The organism is Methylobacterium phyllostachyos (assembly GCF_900103445.1).
Taxonomy (GTDB): Bacteria; Pseudomonadota; Alphaproteobacteria; order Rhizobiales; family Beijerinckiaceae; genus Methylobacterium; species Methylobacterium phyllostachyos.
The window spans coordinates 145,637-160,129 of the sequence record NZ_FNHS01000002.1; the positions used below are offsets into that span (position 1 = coordinate 145,637).

The following is a 14,493-nucleotide window of genomic DNA, read 5'->3' on the forward strand; positions in this document are numbered from 1 at the left end:
GACGCAGACCGTCTGGAAGGTCGCATGCAGCCCGTCCTCGAAATGCGGGGGATTTCCAAGTCCTTCCCCGGCGTGAAGGCCCTCAACGACGTCAATCTCTCCGTCGCGCCGGCCGAGATCCACGCCCTGGTCGGCGAGAACGGCGCCGGCAAGTCGACGCTCATGAAGGTGCTGAGCGGCGTCTATCCGCACGGCTCGTACGAGGGCGAGATCGTCTATGAGGGCCGCCCTGGCCACTTCCGGGACATCTCGGACAGCGAGCGCCTTGGCATCGTGATCATCCACCAGGAACTGGCGCTGGTGCCGTTCCTGACGATCGCCGAGAACATCTTCCTCGGCAACGAGCCGGCCCGGTTCGGGATCATCGATCAGGATCGGGTCTACACCCGCGCGCGCGAGTTGTTGGCCACCGTGGGGCTGAACGAGAGCCCCGACACGCTGGTGACGCATCTGGGCGTCGGCAAGCAGCAGCTCGTCGAGATCGCCAAGGCCCTGTCGAAGAAGGTCAAGCTGCTCATCCTCGACGAGCCGACCGCGTCCTTGAGCGAGACCGACAGCGAGGCGCTGCTGCGGCTGCTGCTGCGCTTCAAGGACCAGGGCATCGCGTCGATCCTGATCTCGCACAAGTTGAACGAGATCTCGAAGGTCGCCGACCGGATCACCGTGCTGCGCGACGGCACCACCGTCGAGACGCTCGATTGCCGGCGCGAAGCCGTCGACGAGGACCGGATCATCCGGGGCATGGTCGGGCGCACGCTGGCGAGTCGCTATCCCACGCGCGAGCCGAAGATCGGCGACGTGCTGATGGAGGTGCGCGACTGGACGGTCCACCACCCGATCCATCCCGACCGAACGGTGGTGCGCGGCGTCAACCTCACCGTACGCCGGGGCGAGATCGTGGGGATTGCCGGGCTGATGGGCTCGGGCCGCACCGAACTCGCCATGAGCATCTTCGGGCGGTCCTACGGCCAGGGCATCGGCGGCACCGTCCGGATCGACGGCGCGGAGGTCGACGTCTCGACGATCGACAAGGCGATCGCCGCGGGCATCGCCTACGTGACCGAGGACCGCAAGCAGCTCGGCCTCGTCCTTGGCGAGGACATCGCCAAGAACACGACGCTGGCCAACCTGCCAGGCGTGTCCACCGCGACGGTGATCGACGAGGATGTCGAGCACCGGGTCGCGAGCGGCTACCGGAGCAAGATGCGGATCCGCTCCTTCGGGGTGGCGCAGCAGACGGTGAACCTCTCGGGCGGCAACCAGCAGAAGGTCGTGCTGAGCAAGTGGCTGTTCACACAGCCCAAGGTGCTGATCCTGGATGAGCCGACGCGCGGCATCGATGTCGGCGCCAAATACGAGATCTACAGCATCATCAACGAGTTGGCCGAGGAGGGCCGGGGCGTGCTGGTGATCTCGTCCGAGATGCCCGAGCTGCTCGGCCTGTGCGACCGGATCTACGTGATGAACGAGGGGCGCTTCGTGGGCGAGTTCCAGCGCGAAGAGGCCAGCCAGGAAGCGATCATGCGCGCGATCATGCGCTCCAAGGACCTGAACGGATGAGCGATACCCCAGCGAGCAAGCCCATGATCCCCGCGACCGAAGGACTGACCGGATCCATGTCCGACCCCGCGCCGCGCGGCCTGCGCGGCCTCCTGCCGATGACGCATCTGCGCGACTACGGATTGGTCGTCGCGCTGGCGGTCATCACCCTGTTCTTCGAGTACACGACGGGCGGCGTGCTGTTCCAGCCGCTGAACCTCACCAACCTCATCCTGCAGAACAGCTACGTCGTGGTGATGGCGCTGGGGATGCTGCTCATCATCGTGGCGGGCCATATCGACCTGTCGATCGGCTCGGTGGTCGGCTTCGTGGGCGCGCTCGCGGCCCTGCTGATGGTGCGGTTCGGCATCGATCCGTTCACCGCAACGATCCTCTGCCTCACGGTGGGCGCCGCGATCGGCGGGCTGCAGGGCTATTTCGTGGCCTATCTCGGCATCCCGAGCTTCATCGTCACCCTGGCCGGCATGCTGGTGTTCCGCGGCATGACGCTGGCCCTCCTCCAGGGCGCCTCGATCGGCCCGTTCCCGGAGGTGTTCCAGCTCCTCGCCAAGGGCTTCCTTGCCAACTTCGCCGGCCCCTGGACTGCGCTGCTGATGGCGCTCGCTCTGGCGTCGACCTTCGTCGGCCTGAACTGGCGCCGCCGCGCCGCGCGGGTCCGCAACGGCGGCGAAGTGGAATCCTGGGCGTCGTTCATCTTCCGCAACGGCGTGGCCACGATCGTGATCCTCGCCTTCGCCTACCAGATGAGCAATTACCGCGGCCTGCCGAACGTGCTGCTCGTGATGTTCGTGCTGGTGATGCTCTACAGCTTCGTCACCACCCGGACGACGATCGGACGGCGGATCTACGCGCTCGGCGGCAACATCAAGGCGGCGCGGCTCTCCGGCATCAAGACCGAGCGGCTGACCTTCCTGACCTTCGCCAATATGGGCGCGCTGGCGGGCCTCGCCGGCATGATCTTCGCCGCCCGGCTCAACACCGCGACCCCGAAGGCCGGTGTGGGCTTCGAGCTCGACGTGATCGCGGCCTGCTTCATCGGCGGCGCCTCGGCCTCCGGCGGCATCGGCAAGGTCTCGGGCGTGGTGATCGGCGCCTTCATCATCGGCGTGATGAACAACGGCATGTCAATTATGGGCATTGGCGTCGATTACCAGCAGGTGATCAAGGGGATCGTCCTGCTCGCCGCCGTCTGCCTCGACGTCTACAACAAGAACAAGGCCTGAGCCGGAGCCATACGACAACGCCCCGGACTCGTGGGAGTCCGGGGCGTTGTCGTGTTCGAGGCACAGGTCGCAGGAACAGTCCGGACCGATTGCCGGTCGAGGCGGCCCTCAGGTCTTGCGCGCCACCGTGAACCGAGCGGCGTCCCGCAGGATGCGGGCCTTCTCGCCCCAGGCGCCGACCGCGTCCTCGCAGACGCCGACGAGGCGGTCGCATTCGGCTCGCGCGCCGTCGATGCCGAGGCGGTCGACCAGCGTGGCCTTGCCGGCATCCTTGTCCTTGCCGGTGGCCTTGCCCATCGCCTCGGGTGAGGCTTCCCGGTCGAGAATATCGTCGGCGATCTGGAAGGCCTGACCCAGGGCGAGGCCGTAGCGCAGCAGGGCCGCGCGCTGGCCCTCATCGGCGCCGCCCACGATCGCGCCGGCCTCCACCGAGAAGGCCAGGATCGCGCCGGTCTTCATCGCCTGCATCCGCAGGGTGTCGTCCACATCCATGTTGGCCGCGCCGAACCGGCCCTCGGCGGTCAGGTCGAGGAGCTGACCGCCAACCATGCCGCCGAGGCCCGAGGCCCGGGCGAGGCCGAGCACGAGGTCGGCCCGGATCCGCGCATCGGGCTGCCAGGTCGGATCAGCCACGATCTCGAAGGCCAGCGTCTGCAGGGCATCGCCCACCAGGATCGCGGTGGCCTCGTCGTAGGCCTTGTGCACCGTGGGCTTGCCGCGGCGCATGTCGTCGTCGTCCATGGCGGGGAGGTCGTCGTGGACGAGGCTGTAGCAATGGACCAGCTCGATCCCGGCACCAGCCGCCAGCGCCGCAGCCTCGGAGCCGCCGAGCATCCGGGCGGTCTCGATGGCGAGGAACGGCCGCAGGCGCTTGCCGCCGCCCAGCACCGCGTGCCGCATCGCCTCCATCAGGCGGGGCGGCCGGGCGATCTCGCCGGGGCCGACCTCCGGGCCGAGGCGCTCGACCAGGAAGGTCTCGACCGTCCCGGCGACCTCGGTCAGCCTGTGGGTAAACTCGACGGCTGGCGTGCCAGCCTTGACCGAACCGGTCTGTGCCTGCGTTGAGGAGGTCGTGGTCATCGGGCGCTACGTCCGGTCCTGGCCTTGCGAAAACCAATCGCGTGTCAGTTGTACGGGAACGAAATCACCGTGAGCGGGGTGGGAAGCATGGGGGAGGCGGCGGAACGCAATCTCCCGCGCGCCCGCCCGCGGCGCTCCCGCCGTGTCCGGCAGGTCGTGGGGACGCTGTTGCTGCTCCCCGCCCTCGGTTTCGTCCTCGTGCTGGGTCTGGCGCTCGTCTATAGCGCGGTGATGCCGCCGTCGACTCTGATGCTCGGCCGGTGGTTGACACTTCAGCCGGTGAGCCGCGATCCGGTTTCGCTCTCCGGCATTGCGCCGGCCCTGCCGCTGGCGGTGATCGCCTCCGAGGACCAGCGCTTCTGCCTCGATCACGGCGTGGATTTCGGGGCCATCCGCGAGGTGGTGGAGGACGAGGATTCGCCGAGCCGCGGCGCCTCGACCCTCGCGATGCAGACGGTGAAGAACGTCTTCCTGTGGCCCGGCCGCTCCTACATCCGGAAGGCGGTCGAGATCCCGCTGGCGCTCGCCCTCGACACTCTCTGGGGCAAGCGGCGCATGATGGAGATTTACTTGAACGTTGCCGAATGGGGCGACGGGATCTACGGCGCGCAGGCGGCCAGCCGGCACTGGTTCGGCAAGGACGCGAGCCGGCTGACCCGCAATGAGGCGGCTTTGCTCGCCGCCGTCCTGCCGAATCCGATCCTGCGCAGCGCCGGACGCCCCTCCCCCGGCGTGCGCCGCCGCGCCGCGCGGATCCAGGCGATGATGGGTCAGGTCGAGGGGCTTACGGGCTGCCTGCGGCGATGATCCGTCCCGAACTGGAAGAGCGCTCGCTATCGCGCTTGATCGCGGCGAGCATCCGCTGGCGCACCAGGCCGCTGACCGGACGGATCAGCAGCCAATAGGGTGTAAACTTCAGGCGCGCGGCCCGGCTGGCACAGGAGACCCGCGTCTCGGTGACGAGCTGGGTCCGGCCATCGGGACCGGGGCGGGCTTCGAAGGCCAGCGCGAGCTTTGCGACCTGGGGCGCGTCGAACCGCAGGAACGCTGCGCCGTCGGCCACGGGCTCCAAGCCGTAACCCGGGCGCCAGAAACGGCCGATCAGCCCGTAGACGATCTCGCTCTCGCTGCGGTCGAGCAGCGTGAAGTCGTGCAATCCGAACGGCGCACGCGCCATATCCGGTCGTCCCAGGGCGCGCATCGGCAATTCCCGCAAGCCGATCATGAGACGGAAGAAGCGGTCCGAGGCCGGTCGATAGGCGGCGACGCCATTCAGGATTGCGGCAGGCTCGGCAGCCACGTCGCAGGCATGCACTTCGCTGAACTGATAGGTCGGACAGTAGCGATCGAGGCGGCGCATGCCGGCATCATACCGTGGCCGAGGTGAGTCGGGAGACTTGTCGCCATGCGTTATGCCGGGAGCTTAGCCAAGGCGTGATGTGGCAATCGCCAAGTCGGGCGGCTGCATCCGGCAACGGCACGGTCGCGACCTGACCAGAACTGGCTCGGCCATCGTCGCGGCGATCCAATACGCGAAATCGCCGCCGAGTGGATGGATCGCGACGGAAACGACAGCCTGCGACGGTAGCAGCCGCCGAATCCGGTCTGTAAGACAGGCGCCAGTTCCAAGACCAAGGCCGATTTTCATGAGCGACGCCGTCTACGACCTGACCCTGGAGCGCATCGCCCTGATCCGCCGGATGGTCGTGGCCTGGGGCGAGGCCGAGCCGGGCGCGCCGACCATCCATCCGGACGCCCCCTATGGCAGCCTCGACCGGGACGGCGACATCGCCAACGTCACCGGCGACGACGAGGGCGCCGAGGAGGAGCACCGGTCCCTGGAGCAGGGGCTGGCGGTCTTCGCCCAGAACGCGCAGCTGAAGCCCGGTCGCTATCAGTACCACAATGGCTTGGCCAAGCTCGACCACGGCACGGTCGGCGATGTCTTCCGGGACGCGCAGACCGGCGAGACGCCTGAGCACATCACCTTCGCGGTGACGGCGGAGCACTTGGCCCTGATCCCGCATCTCGCCTACGGCTGGGATGCGACCGCGAACGTGCCGCGCGTGGATCCGAAGCGGCCTTACGGTGATGGGGCGACCTACACAGCTGCCATGGCGCGCCATCTCGCCGCTGTGCCCGAAGCCGCCGCCAACGACGACGAGGACAGCGAGACCCACCGGGTCCGGCTCCATCGCGAGATGCAGCCGGCCCTCCAGATTTTTTTGCGCTATGCCGATCTTGGCCCGGGCGACTTCCGGCGCCCGGAAGGCTCCCGGGTTTGGGAGCCGGCCTGAGGGCTCAACCCTCGCGCTTCTTCCGCTGCGCCAGGGTCCGCAACCGCAGCGCGTTGAGCTTGATGAAGCCCGCCGCGTCGCGGTGATCGTAGGCGACGGCGCCCTCCTCGAAGGTCACGAGGTCCTGGTCGTAGAGGGAGTGCGGGCTCTCGCGGCCGATCACGTGGACGCCGCCCTTGTAGAGCTTCAGCCGCACCGTGCCGGTCACCTTCTCCTGGCTTTTGTCGATCAGGGCCTGGATCATCTCGCGCTCCGGCGAGAACCAGAAGCCGTTGTAGATCAGCTCCGCGTATTGCGGCATGAGCTGGTCCTTCAGATGGGCGGCGCCCCGGTCCAGCGTGATCGACTCGATGGCGCGGTGGGCTGGCAGCAGGATCGTGCCACCCGGCGTCTCGTACATGCCGCGGCTCTTCATGCCGACGAAGCGGTTCTCGACGAGATCGAGCCGGCCGATGCCGTTGGCCCGGCCCAGCTCGTTGAGCTTCGCCAATAGGCTCGCGGGCGAGAGCGTCTCGCCGTCGATCGAGACCGCGTCGCCCCGCTCGAAACCGATCGTGATGACGGTCGGCTGGTCCGGCGCCTCCTCGGGGGAGAGGGTGCGCGAGTAGACGTAGTCCGGCACCTCGACCGCCGGATCCTCCAGCACCTTGCCCTCGGATGAGGCATGCAGGAGGTTGGCATCCACCGAGAATGGACTCTCACCGCGCTTGTCCTTGGCGATCGGGATCTGGTGCTGCTCGGCGAAGGCGATGAGCTGCTCGCGGGAGCGCAGGTCCCACTCGCGCCAGGGGGCGATCACCGTCACGTCGGGCTTGAGCGCGTAGTAGCCCAGTTCGAACCGGACCTGATCGTTGCCCTTGCCCGTGGCGCCGTGGCAGACCGCGTCGGCCCCGACCTTCTCGGCGATCTCGATCTGCTTCTTGGCGATCAGCGGTCGGGCGATCGAGGTGCCGAGCAGGTAGACGCCCTCGTAGACCGCGTTCGCCCGGAACATCGGGAAGACGTAGTCGCGGACGAATTCCTCGCGCAGGTCCTCGATGTAGATGTTCTCGGGCTTGATGCCGAGCAGTTCGGCCTTGCGCCGGGCCGGCTCCAGCTCCTCACCCTGGCCGAGATCGGCCGTGAAGGTCACGACCTCGCAGCCGTAGGTGGTCTGCAGCCACTTCAGGATGATCGATGTGTCGAGCCCGCCGGAATAGGCCAGCACGACCTTCTTCACGGGGCTTTTCGCGGGGACGGACATGCGGCTTCCGGAACTGGGATGGGGCCTGAGCCGCTTATCGCGGGTGGGATTGGCCTGCAACCGGCGTGCCGCGTGGCGCGTAGCCTTTGCCGAAGGATCGGCCGCGTTTCGCCTCACGGCGGCCTTGCGGACGTGCAAGAACCGGCGCGGGCATTGCGTGTGATCAGGCCCGAAAACGTGCATCGGAGAAGCGAAGTCTATGGCGCGCCAGCCGATTCTGGAGTTCTGGTACGAATTCGCCTCGACCTATTCGTATCTCACGGCGATGCGCGTCGAGGCGGCCGCCGCGGAGGCCGATGTGGCGGTGCGGTGGCGTCCGTTCCTGGTCGGGCCCCTCTTCGCGTCGCAGGGTTGGACCACGTCGCCGTTCAACCTGTACCCGGCCAAGGGCAAGAACATGTGGCGGGACGTGGAGCGCGAGGCCGCGCGTCTCGGCCTGCCGCCGCTGACCAAGCCTGCGCAATTTCCTCAGAACAGCCTGAGCGCCGTGCGCGTCGCCGTCCTCGGCCAGGATCAGGACTGGCTGGTGCCGTTCTCCAAGGCCGTGTTTACGGCGAGCTTCGCCGAGGGCCGCTCCATCGCGGAGCCGGCGGCGGTCGCCGAGATCCTCGATTCGCTCGGCCTCGACGGGACGCAGACGGTGCGCGCCGCCGCCGCGGAGGCCAACAAGACCAAGCTGCGGGTCAACGTCGAGGAGGCCCGCTCCCGCGGCATCTACGGGGCGCCAACCTTCCTGGCTGATGATGGCGAGCTGTTCTGGGGCAACGACCGGCTCGAACAGGCCCTGGCCTGGGCGACGGGCGACCGGCCGAAGGGCCTGCGGTAGGGCGGCATTCACGCCGTTCGGCCATCAATCCGACTCGAGCCCCTGGTTCCGCTCAGGCCCACCCCGGCGAGGCCCGGGTGAAGCCGCGATGCCCTGGACATATCTCATGCAGGTTTCCCGACGCCTTTTCCTCGCAGCCGCGGGTACCGCGCTGGGTTCAGGTTTGGGCGGCGCGGCCGCGCAGTCCTACGGCCAGCGCGTCGCGGTCAACGGCGACGACGGCAAGGCGGTGGCGAATTCGATCCTGCCCGGCGAGATCACCGGCCAGATCCCGGCCCTGCGCGGCGTCACCTATGTCGGACCGCGGGACGCGGGGACCACCCTCTACGAGTTCTTCGACTTCAATTGCCCGTTCTGCCGGAAGGCGGCCGCCGACGTGGTGGCGCTGCACGACAGCGACGCCGAATTGCGGATCGGGCTTGTCCACAACCCGATCCTGTCGCCGCAATCGGCCCAGGCCGCCAAGGTGATGCTGGCGGTTCAGCGCAGGCTCGGCGCGCAGGCTGCCTGGGGCTTCTACCAGACGCTGCTCGGCAAGCCGGGCCGCATCGACGGGCCGGGCGCGCTGACCGCCGCGGCTGCCCTCGGGATCCCGCAGGCGGAGGTCGAGGAGATCGCCGACAGCGAGGAGGTCCGTGCCGCGCTCAAGAGCCAGATGCGGATGGCCGCCGATCTCGGGCTCTACGCGACGCCGTCCTACGTACTCGGAAACAGCGGGATCCTCGGCCATCCGGGCGCCCGCGCCATGGCCAAGATGATCGCCAGCGTGCGGCGCTGCGACCGGCTGGCCTGCTGACGATCCCGCTGCGTCACACTTCTGCCGTCCTATCGCGCAGCGGCGGTCCGGTCCGTGTTGCGCGCGGCCATGCTGGCATGCTAGGCGGTCGCCGCGCCGATCGGACGGTTCTCGACCCTGTCCCAATCGGCGCGATCCCACGTCCCGAACGATCTCGCGCCGTGCTCCCCGCCGGAGCGCGCGGAACGGGCGGGCAACCAGAGAAGAGAGCGACGGGTGGCGCAGAACGGTTCCGAGGCTGGTCCCCTGGTCGCAGGCGTGGCGGGCCGGTACGCTTCCGCCCTGTTCGAGCTCGCGCGCGACGAGCGCCAGGTCGACGCGGTCGCCGAATCCCTCAACCAATTCGACCGGCTGCTGAAGGAGAGCGCGGATCTCCGCCGCCTCGTCCGCAGCCCGGTCTTCAGCGCCGAGGAGCAGGAAGCCGCCATCGTCGCCGTGCTCGACAAGGCGGAGATCGGCGGGCTCGCCGGCAACTTCATCCGGCTGGCCGCGGCGAACCGCCGGCTGTTCGCCCTGCCCGACATGATCACTGCGTTCCGCGCCCTGGTGCAGGACTCGAAGGGCATCGTGCGCGCCGAAGTGCGGGTGGCCGAGAAGCCCTCCGACACGGTGATCGAGGAGATCAAGGCGTCGCTGCGCGACATCACCAAGGCCGAGGTCGACGTCGATCTCGTGGTCGACCCGAGCCTGATCGGCGGCCTCATCGTGAAGATGGGCTCGCGCATGGTCGACGCGTCCCTCAGGACCAAGCTCAACGGTATCCGCCTCGCGATGCGGGCCGCGCAGTAAGCGCCCCCATCCGACCCGAACACTTATAGACGCATCAGCGACAGAGGCCCGAGTATGGACATCCGCGCCGCCGAAATCTCCGCGATCCTGAAAGAGCAGATCAAGAACTTCGGCGAAGAGGCCGAGGTCTCCGAGGTCGGGCAGGTCCTGTCCGTCGGCGACGGCATCGCCCGCGCCTACGGCCTCGACAACGTCCAGGCCGGTGAGATGGTCGAGTTCGAGTCGGGCGTGCGCGGCATGGCCCTGAACCTCGAGCAGGACAACGTCGGCATCGTGATCTTCGGCTCCGACCGCGAGATCAAGGAAGGCCAGACCGTCAAGCGCACCGGCGCCATCGTGGACGTGCCGGTCGGCAAGGGCCTGCTCGGCCGCGTGGTCGACGGCCTCGGCAACCCGATCGACGGCAAGGGCCCGATCGTCTCCACCGAGCGTCGCCGCGTCGACGTGAAGGCCCCGGGCATCATCCCGCGCAAGTCGGTGCATGAGCCGATGGCCACGGGCCTGAAGGCGATCGACGCCCTGATCCCGGTGGGCCGCGGCCAGCGCGAGCTGATCATCGGCGACCGCCAGACCGGCAAGACTGCCATCGCCCTCGACACGATCCTGAACCAGAAGCCGGGCCACGCTGCGGGCGGCGACGAAAAGTCGAAGCTCTACTGCATCTACGTCGCCATCGGTCAGAAGCGTTCGACGGTCGCCCAGTTCGTGAAGGTCCTTGAGGACCAGGGCGCCCTGGAATACTCCATCGTCATCGCTGCCACGGCGTCCGACGCGGCCCCGATGCAGTTCATCGCGCCGTTCGCTGGCTGCGCCATGGGTGAGTACTTCCGCGACAACGGCATGCACGCCGTGATCGTGTATGACGACCTGTCGAAGCAGGCCGTGGCTTACCGCCAGATGTCGCTGCTGCTGCGCCGCCCGCCGGGCCGCGAGGCGTATCCGGGCGACGTGTTCTACCTGCATAGCCGCCTGCTCGAGCGAGCCGCCAAGATGGGCGATGCCGCCGGCAACGGCTCGCTGACCGCCCTCCCGGTCATCGAGACCCAGGCCAACGACGTCTCGGCCTACATCCCGACCAACGTGATCTCGATCACCGACGGCCAGATCTTCCTCGAGACCGACCTGTTCTACCAGGGCATCCGCCCGGCGGTGAACGTCGGCCTCTCGGTCTCGCGGGTGGGCTCCTCGGCCCAGACCAAGGCGATGAAGAAGGTCGCCGGCAAGATCAAGGGTGAGCTGGCGCAGTACCGCGAGATGGCGGCCTTCGCGCAGTTCGGCTCGGATCTCGACGCCTCGACCCAGCAGCTCCTGAACCGCGGCTCGCGGCTGACCGAGCTTCTGAAGCAGCCGCAATTCTCGCCGCTGAAGATGGAAGAGCAGGTCGCGGTGATCTACGCCGGTGTGAACGGCTACCTGGACAAGATGCCGGTCGCCAAGGTCCGCCCGTTCGAGGACGCGCTGCTCAGCACGCTCCGCTCGCGGCACAAGGATCTGCTCGACTCCATCGCCGCCTCCAAGGACCTGTCGGACGAGAACGCCGGCAAGCTGAAGAGCGTGGTCGAGAGCGTCGCCAAGTCGATCGCCTAAGGCACCTCCCCTCCCCCCTTGTGGGGAGGGGTTAGGGGTGGGGGTGGTGCAGGAGACACCGTGCCGCGCCATCCTGAACCACCCCCACCTCCGGCTCCTCTCCGCAAGGGGGAGGAGAGGCCCTTTCAAATGGACCTGGACCTCACCCGATGGCGAGTTTGAAGGACCTGCGTAACCGCATCACCTCGGTGAAGGCGACGCAGAAGATCACCAAGGCCATGCAGATGGTCGCCGCCGCCAAGCTGCGCCGGGCGCAGATGGCTGCCGAGGCCGGCCGTCCCTATGCCGAGAAGATGTCGGCGGTGCTGGGCAATCTCGCCGGCAACCTCGTGGGCGGCGTCGGCGCGCCGAAGCTTCTGTCGGGCACGGGCTCCGAGCAGACACATCTGCTGGTGGTCTGCACCGGTGACCGCGGCCTGGCGGGCGCCTTCAACTCATCGATCGTCCGGCTCGCCGTGCGTGAATACGCGCAGAAGCTCACCGCCGAGGGCAAGACCGTCAAGATCATGACGGTCGGCAAGAAGGGCCTCGACGCGTTGCGGCGGCAGTATCGCGACCAGATCATCGAGAGCATGGACATCCGTGGCAACCGTCCGGTGGATTACCCGTTCGCGGCCGAAATCGCCGACAAGATCCTCACCCGCTTCGAGGCCGGCGAGTTCGACGTCGCGACCCTGTTCTATTCCGAGTTCCGCTCGGTCATCTCGCAGATCCCGACCGCGCAGCGCCTGATCCCCGCCGAGCTGCCCGCCGCCGACACGTCCGCGAAGGCGACCGCCGGCAACGCCGCCCTGGAATTCGAGCCCTCCGAGGAAGCGATCCTGGAGACGCTGCTCCCGAAGAACCTGACGGTGCAGATCTACCGGGCGCTCCTCGAGAACGCCGCCTCCGAGCAGGGCGCGCGCATGAGCGCCATGGATTCGGCCACCCGCAACGCGGGCGAGATGATCAAGAAGCAGACGCTGGTCTACAACCGGACCCGTCAGGCCATGATCACCAAGGAACTCATCGAGATCATCTCGGGTGCGGAAGCCCTCTGAGGCACCGCGACCTGACTGCACAGCTTGAAGGGTAGGTACACGATGGCGAACACCGCACTCCCCGGCGCCGGCTCCAACAAGACCGGCAAGATCACCCAGGTCATCGGCCCCGTGGTCGACGTGCAGTTCGAGGGCCACCTGCCCGAGATCCTGAACGCCCTGGAGACCAAGAACAACGGCGCCCGCCTCGTGCTCGAGGTCGCCCAGCAGCTCGGTGAGAACACCGTCCGCTGCATCGCCATGGACACCTCCGAGGGCCTGACCCGCGGCCAGGAGTGCACCGACACCGGCGAGCCCATCAAGGTTCCGGTGGGCATGAACACGCTCGGCCGCATCATGAACGTCATCGGCGAGCCGATCGACGAGGCCGGCCCGGTCCAGGCCACGACCTACCGCGCGATCCACCAGCCGGCTCCCTCTTACGCCGAGCAGTCGACCGAGGCGCAGATCCTCGTCACCGGCATCAAGGTGGTGGACCTGCTCGCCCCTTACGCGAAGGGCGGCAAGATCGGCCTGTTCGGCGGCGCCGGCGTCGGCAAGACCGTGCTGATCATGGAGCTGATCAACAACATCGCCAAGGTGCACTCGGGCTACTCGGTCTTCGCCGGCGTGGGTGAGCGCACCCGCGAGGGCAACGACCTCTACCACGAGATGATCGAGTCCAAGGTGAACGTCGACCCGAAGGAGCACGGCTCCGCCGAGGGTTCGAAGTGCGCCCTGGTCTACGGCCAGATGAACGAGTCGCCGGGCGCCCGTTCCCGCGTCGCGCTGACTGGCCTGACGATCGCCGAGCAGTTCCGCGACGACGGCCAGGACGTGCTGTTCTTCGTCGACAACATCTTCCGCTTCACGCAAGCGGGCTCCGAGGTGTCGGCGCTTCTGGGCCGCATCCCCTCGGCGGTGGGCTACCAGCCGACGCTGGCCACCGACATGGGCGCCTTGCAGGAGCGCATCACCACCACGACCAAGGGCTCGATCACCTCGGTGCAGGCTATCTACGTGCCGGCCGACGATCTGACCGACCCGGCGCCCGCCGCCTCCTTCGCCCACCTCGACGCCACGACCGTGCTGTCGCGCTCGATCGCCGAGAAGGGCATCTACCCGGCGGTGGATCCGCTGGACTCGACCTCGCGCATGCTGTCGCCGGCGATCCTCGGTGAGGAGCATTACGATGTCGCCCGTCGCGTCCAGCAGACCCTGCAGCGCTACAAGGCGCTCCAGGACATCATCGCGATCCTGGGCATGGACGAGCTGTCCGAGGAGGACAAGCTGACCGTGGCCCGCGCCCGCAAGATCGAGCGCTTCTTCTCGCAGCCCTTCTCGGTCGCCGAAGTGTTCACCGGCTCGCCGGGCAAGCAGGTCGCGCTGGAAGACACCATCAAGGGCTTCAAGGGCCTGGTGAACGGCGACTACGACGACCTCCCGGAGGCGGCCTTCTACATGGTCGGCACCATCGAGGAGGCCCAGGAGAAGGCGAAGAAGCTGAAGGCGGCGTAAGGCTGCTCCCTCCCCTCCCCCCTGTGGGGAGGGGCCGGGGGTGGGGGTGGTTCAGGATTGAGCGATCCGGTGCCTCCTGCACCACCCCCACCTCCACCTCCTCCCCACACGGGGGAGGAGCGCGCGTTGCGGGTTCGGGAAGCTAGAGACCGATGGCCACCTTCCACTTCGATTTCGTCGGCCCCGAGCGGACGCTGTATTCCGGCGAGGTGACCGCCGTTCAGCTGCCCGGCACCGAGGGCGAGATGACCGTGATGCCGGGCCACGCGCCCGTGCTGACCTCTCTGCGGGTCGGCGTGATCGTGGTCACCGAGAGCCAGGGCAGCGGCAAGCGGATCTACGTCCGCGGCGGCTTCGCCGATATCGGCCCGACGGCCGTCACCGTGCTTGCCGAGCGCGCCGCCCCGATCGAGGAACTGACGCACGAATCCCTCGATCGGGACATCGAGGCCGTCGAGATGCAGCGCGACGCCACCGAGGACCTGCAGAAGCGCGAGGAGCTGAACGGCCAGATCGTCCAGCTGCAGGAGACCAAGGCGCTGCTGAAGCTCTGAG

At 67.8% G+C, this 14,493-nt stretch carries 14 protein-coding genes; 11 read left to right on the top strand and 3 right to left on the bottom strand.

Annotated features, from left to right (window positions below):
* The first annotated feature begins 24 nt into the window (after window positions 1-24).
* Together mmsA and mmsB are read left to right on the top strand one after the other, a co-directional pair.
* Window positions 25-1,560 (top strand): multiple monosaccharide ABC transporter ATP-binding protein, encoded by a 1,536-nt coding sequence (mmsA, locus tag BLQ49_RS03465; protein WP_091713339.1) that lies wholly within the window; start codon window positions 25-27, stop codon window positions 1,558-1,560.
* A 56-nt stretch (window positions 1,561-1,616) separates the two neighbouring features.
* A complete protein-coding gene (mmsB, locus tag BLQ49_RS03470; RefSeq protein WP_167627631.1) occupies window positions 1,617-2,783 on the top strand; it encodes a multiple monosaccharide ABC transporter permease in 1,167 nt (388 codons plus the stop codon).
* Between the two features lie 108 nt (window positions 2,784-2,891).
* Here mmsB and BLQ49_RS03475 read toward each other — a convergent pair whose 3' ends face one another.
* A complete protein-coding gene (locus BLQ49_RS03475) occupies window positions 2,892-3,863 on the bottom strand; it encodes a polyprenyl synthetase family protein (protein ID WP_091713343.1) in 972 nt (323 codons plus the stop codon).
* 156 nt (window positions 3,864-4,019) lie between these two features.
* Between BLQ49_RS03475 and mtgA the strand changes: the two genes are divergently transcribed.
* The gene (gene mtgA / locus BLQ49_RS03480; RefSeq protein WP_244507443.1) at window positions 4,020-4,670 is read left to right on the top strand and encodes a monofunctional biosynthetic peptidoglycan transglycosylase; all 651 of its coding nucleotides are present in this window, start codon (window positions 4,020-4,022) and stop codon (window positions 4,668-4,670) included.
* On the opposite strand, the gene BLQ49_RS03485 is transcribed toward mtgA, so the two are convergent.
* Window positions 4,648-5,223 carry a hypothetical protein gene (locus BLQ49_RS03485; protein ID WP_091713345.1) on the bottom strand — a complete coding sequence of 192 codons (576 nt, stop codon included), beginning with the start codon at window positions 5,221-5,223 and terminating at the stop codon, window positions 4,648-4,650. The two genes, mtgA and BLQ49_RS03485, sit on opposite strands and share 23 nt — an antisense overlap.
* A 286-nt stretch (window positions 5,224-5,509) precedes the next feature.
* Here BLQ49_RS03485 and BLQ49_RS03490 point away from each other — a divergent pair, with 286 nt between their 5' ends.
* Window positions 5,510-6,160 (top strand): hypothetical protein, encoded by a 651-nt coding sequence (locus BLQ49_RS03490; protein WP_091713346.1) that lies wholly within the window; start codon window positions 5,510-5,512, stop codon window positions 6,158-6,160.
* A 4-nt stretch (window positions 6,161-6,164) separates the two neighbouring features.
* Here BLQ49_RS03490 and BLQ49_RS03495 read toward each other — a convergent pair whose 3' ends face one another.
* The gene (locus BLQ49_RS03495; protein WP_091713348.1) at window positions 6,165-7,403 is read right to left on the bottom strand and encodes an argininosuccinate synthase; all 1,239 of its coding nucleotides are present in this window, start codon (window positions 7,401-7,403) and stop codon (window positions 6,165-6,167) included.
* A 199-nt stretch (window positions 7,404-7,602) separates the two neighbouring features.
* Between BLQ49_RS03495 and BLQ49_RS03500 the strand changes: the two genes are divergently transcribed.
* The 7 genes from BLQ49_RS03500 to BLQ49_RS03530 all read left to right on the top strand — a co-directional run bounded on the left by BLQ49_RS03500 (window position 7,603) and on the right by BLQ49_RS03530 (window position 14,492).
* The gene (locus BLQ49_RS03500) at window positions 7,603-8,229 is read left to right on the top strand and encodes a 2-hydroxychromene-2-carboxylate isomerase (RefSeq protein ID WP_091713350.1); all 627 of its coding nucleotides are present in this window, start codon (window positions 7,603-7,605) and stop codon (window positions 8,227-8,229) included.
* Window positions 8,230-8,335: 106 nt separating this feature from the next.
* Complete coding sequence (locus tag BLQ49_RS03505; protein ID WP_091713351.1) at window positions 8,336-9,025, top strand: DsbA family protein; 690 nt, start codon at window positions 8,336-8,338, stop codon at window positions 9,023-9,025.
* 216 nt (window positions 9,026-9,241) lie between these two features.
* On the top strand, window positions 9,242-9,814 hold the full coding sequence (locus tag BLQ49_RS03510) for a F0F1 ATP synthase subunit delta (protein ID WP_091713353.1): 573 nt from the start codon (window positions 9,242-9,244) through the stop codon (window positions 9,812-9,814).
* A 54-nt stretch (window positions 9,815-9,868) separates the two neighbouring features.
* Window positions 9,869-11,401, top strand: coding sequence for a F0F1 ATP synthase subunit alpha (gene atpA / locus BLQ49_RS03515; RefSeq protein WP_091713355.1), 1,533 nt, complete (start codon window positions 9,869-9,871; stop codon window positions 11,399-11,401).
* Window positions 11,402-11,550: 149 nt separating this feature from the next.
* A complete protein-coding gene (locus BLQ49_RS03520) occupies window positions 11,551-12,441 on the top strand; it encodes a F0F1 ATP synthase subunit gamma (protein WP_091713356.1) in 891 nt (296 codons plus the stop codon).
* A 42-nt stretch (window positions 12,442-12,483) separates the two neighbouring features.
* Entirely contained in the window at window positions 12,484-13,938 is a 1,455-nt protein-coding gene (atpD, locus tag BLQ49_RS03525) for a F0F1 ATP synthase subunit beta (RefSeq protein WP_091713359.1), read from the top strand.
* 152 nt (window positions 13,939-14,090) lie between these two features.
* Window positions 14,091-14,492: a F0F1 ATP synthase subunit epsilon gene (locus tag BLQ49_RS03530; RefSeq protein ID WP_039893282.1), complete on the top strand. Its 402-nt coding sequence runs from the start codon at window positions 14,091-14,093 to the stop codon at window positions 14,490-14,492.
* Window position 14,493 lies beyond the last annotated feature (1 nt).

Coding starts and splice junctions, on each gene's coding strand:
- BLQ49_RS03495 (WP_091713348.1), bottom strand. CDS start 7,403: ATGTCCGTCCCCGCGAAAAGCCCCGTGAAGAAGGTCGTGCTGGCCTAT.
- BLQ49_RS03500 (WP_091713350.1), top strand. CDS start 7,603: ATGGCGCGCCAGCCGATTCTGGAGTTCTGGTACGAATTCGCCTCGACC.
- mmsB (WP_167627631.1), top strand. CDS start 1,617: ATGTCCGACCCCGCGCCGCGCGGCCTGCGCGGCCTCCTGCCGATGACG.
- BLQ49_RS03520 (WP_091713356.1), top strand. CDS start 11,551: ATGGCGAGTTTGAAGGACCTGCGTAACCGCATCACCTCGGTGAAGGCG.
- BLQ49_RS03530 (WP_039893282.1), top strand. CDS start 14,091: ATGGCCACCTTCCACTTCGATTTCGTCGGCCCCGAGCGGACGCTGTAT.
- BLQ49_RS03485 (WP_091713345.1), bottom strand. CDS start 5,223: ATGCGCCGCCTCGATCGCTACTGTCCGACCTATCAGTTCAGCGAAGTG.
- BLQ49_RS03490 (WP_091713346.1), top strand. CDS start 5,510: ATGAGCGACGCCGTCTACGACCTGACCCTGGAGCGCATCGCCCTGATC.
- mmsA (WP_091713339.1), top strand. CDS start 25: ATGCAGCCCGTCCTCGAAATGCGGGGGATTTCCAAGTCCTTCCCCGGC.
- atpD (WP_091713359.1), top strand. CDS start 12,484: ATGGCGAACACCGCACTCCCCGGCGCCGGCTCCAACAAGACCGGCAAG.
- BLQ49_RS03475 (WP_091713343.1), bottom strand. CDS start 3,863: ATGACCACGACCTCCTCAACGCAGGCACAGACCGGTTCGGTCAAGGCT.
- atpA (WP_091713355.1), top strand. CDS start 9,869: ATGGACATCCGCGCCGCCGAAATCTCCGCGATCCTGAAAGAGCAGATC.
- BLQ49_RS03505 (WP_091713351.1), top strand. CDS start 8,336: ATGCAGGTTTCCCGACGCCTTTTCCTCGCAGCCGCGGGTACCGCGCTG.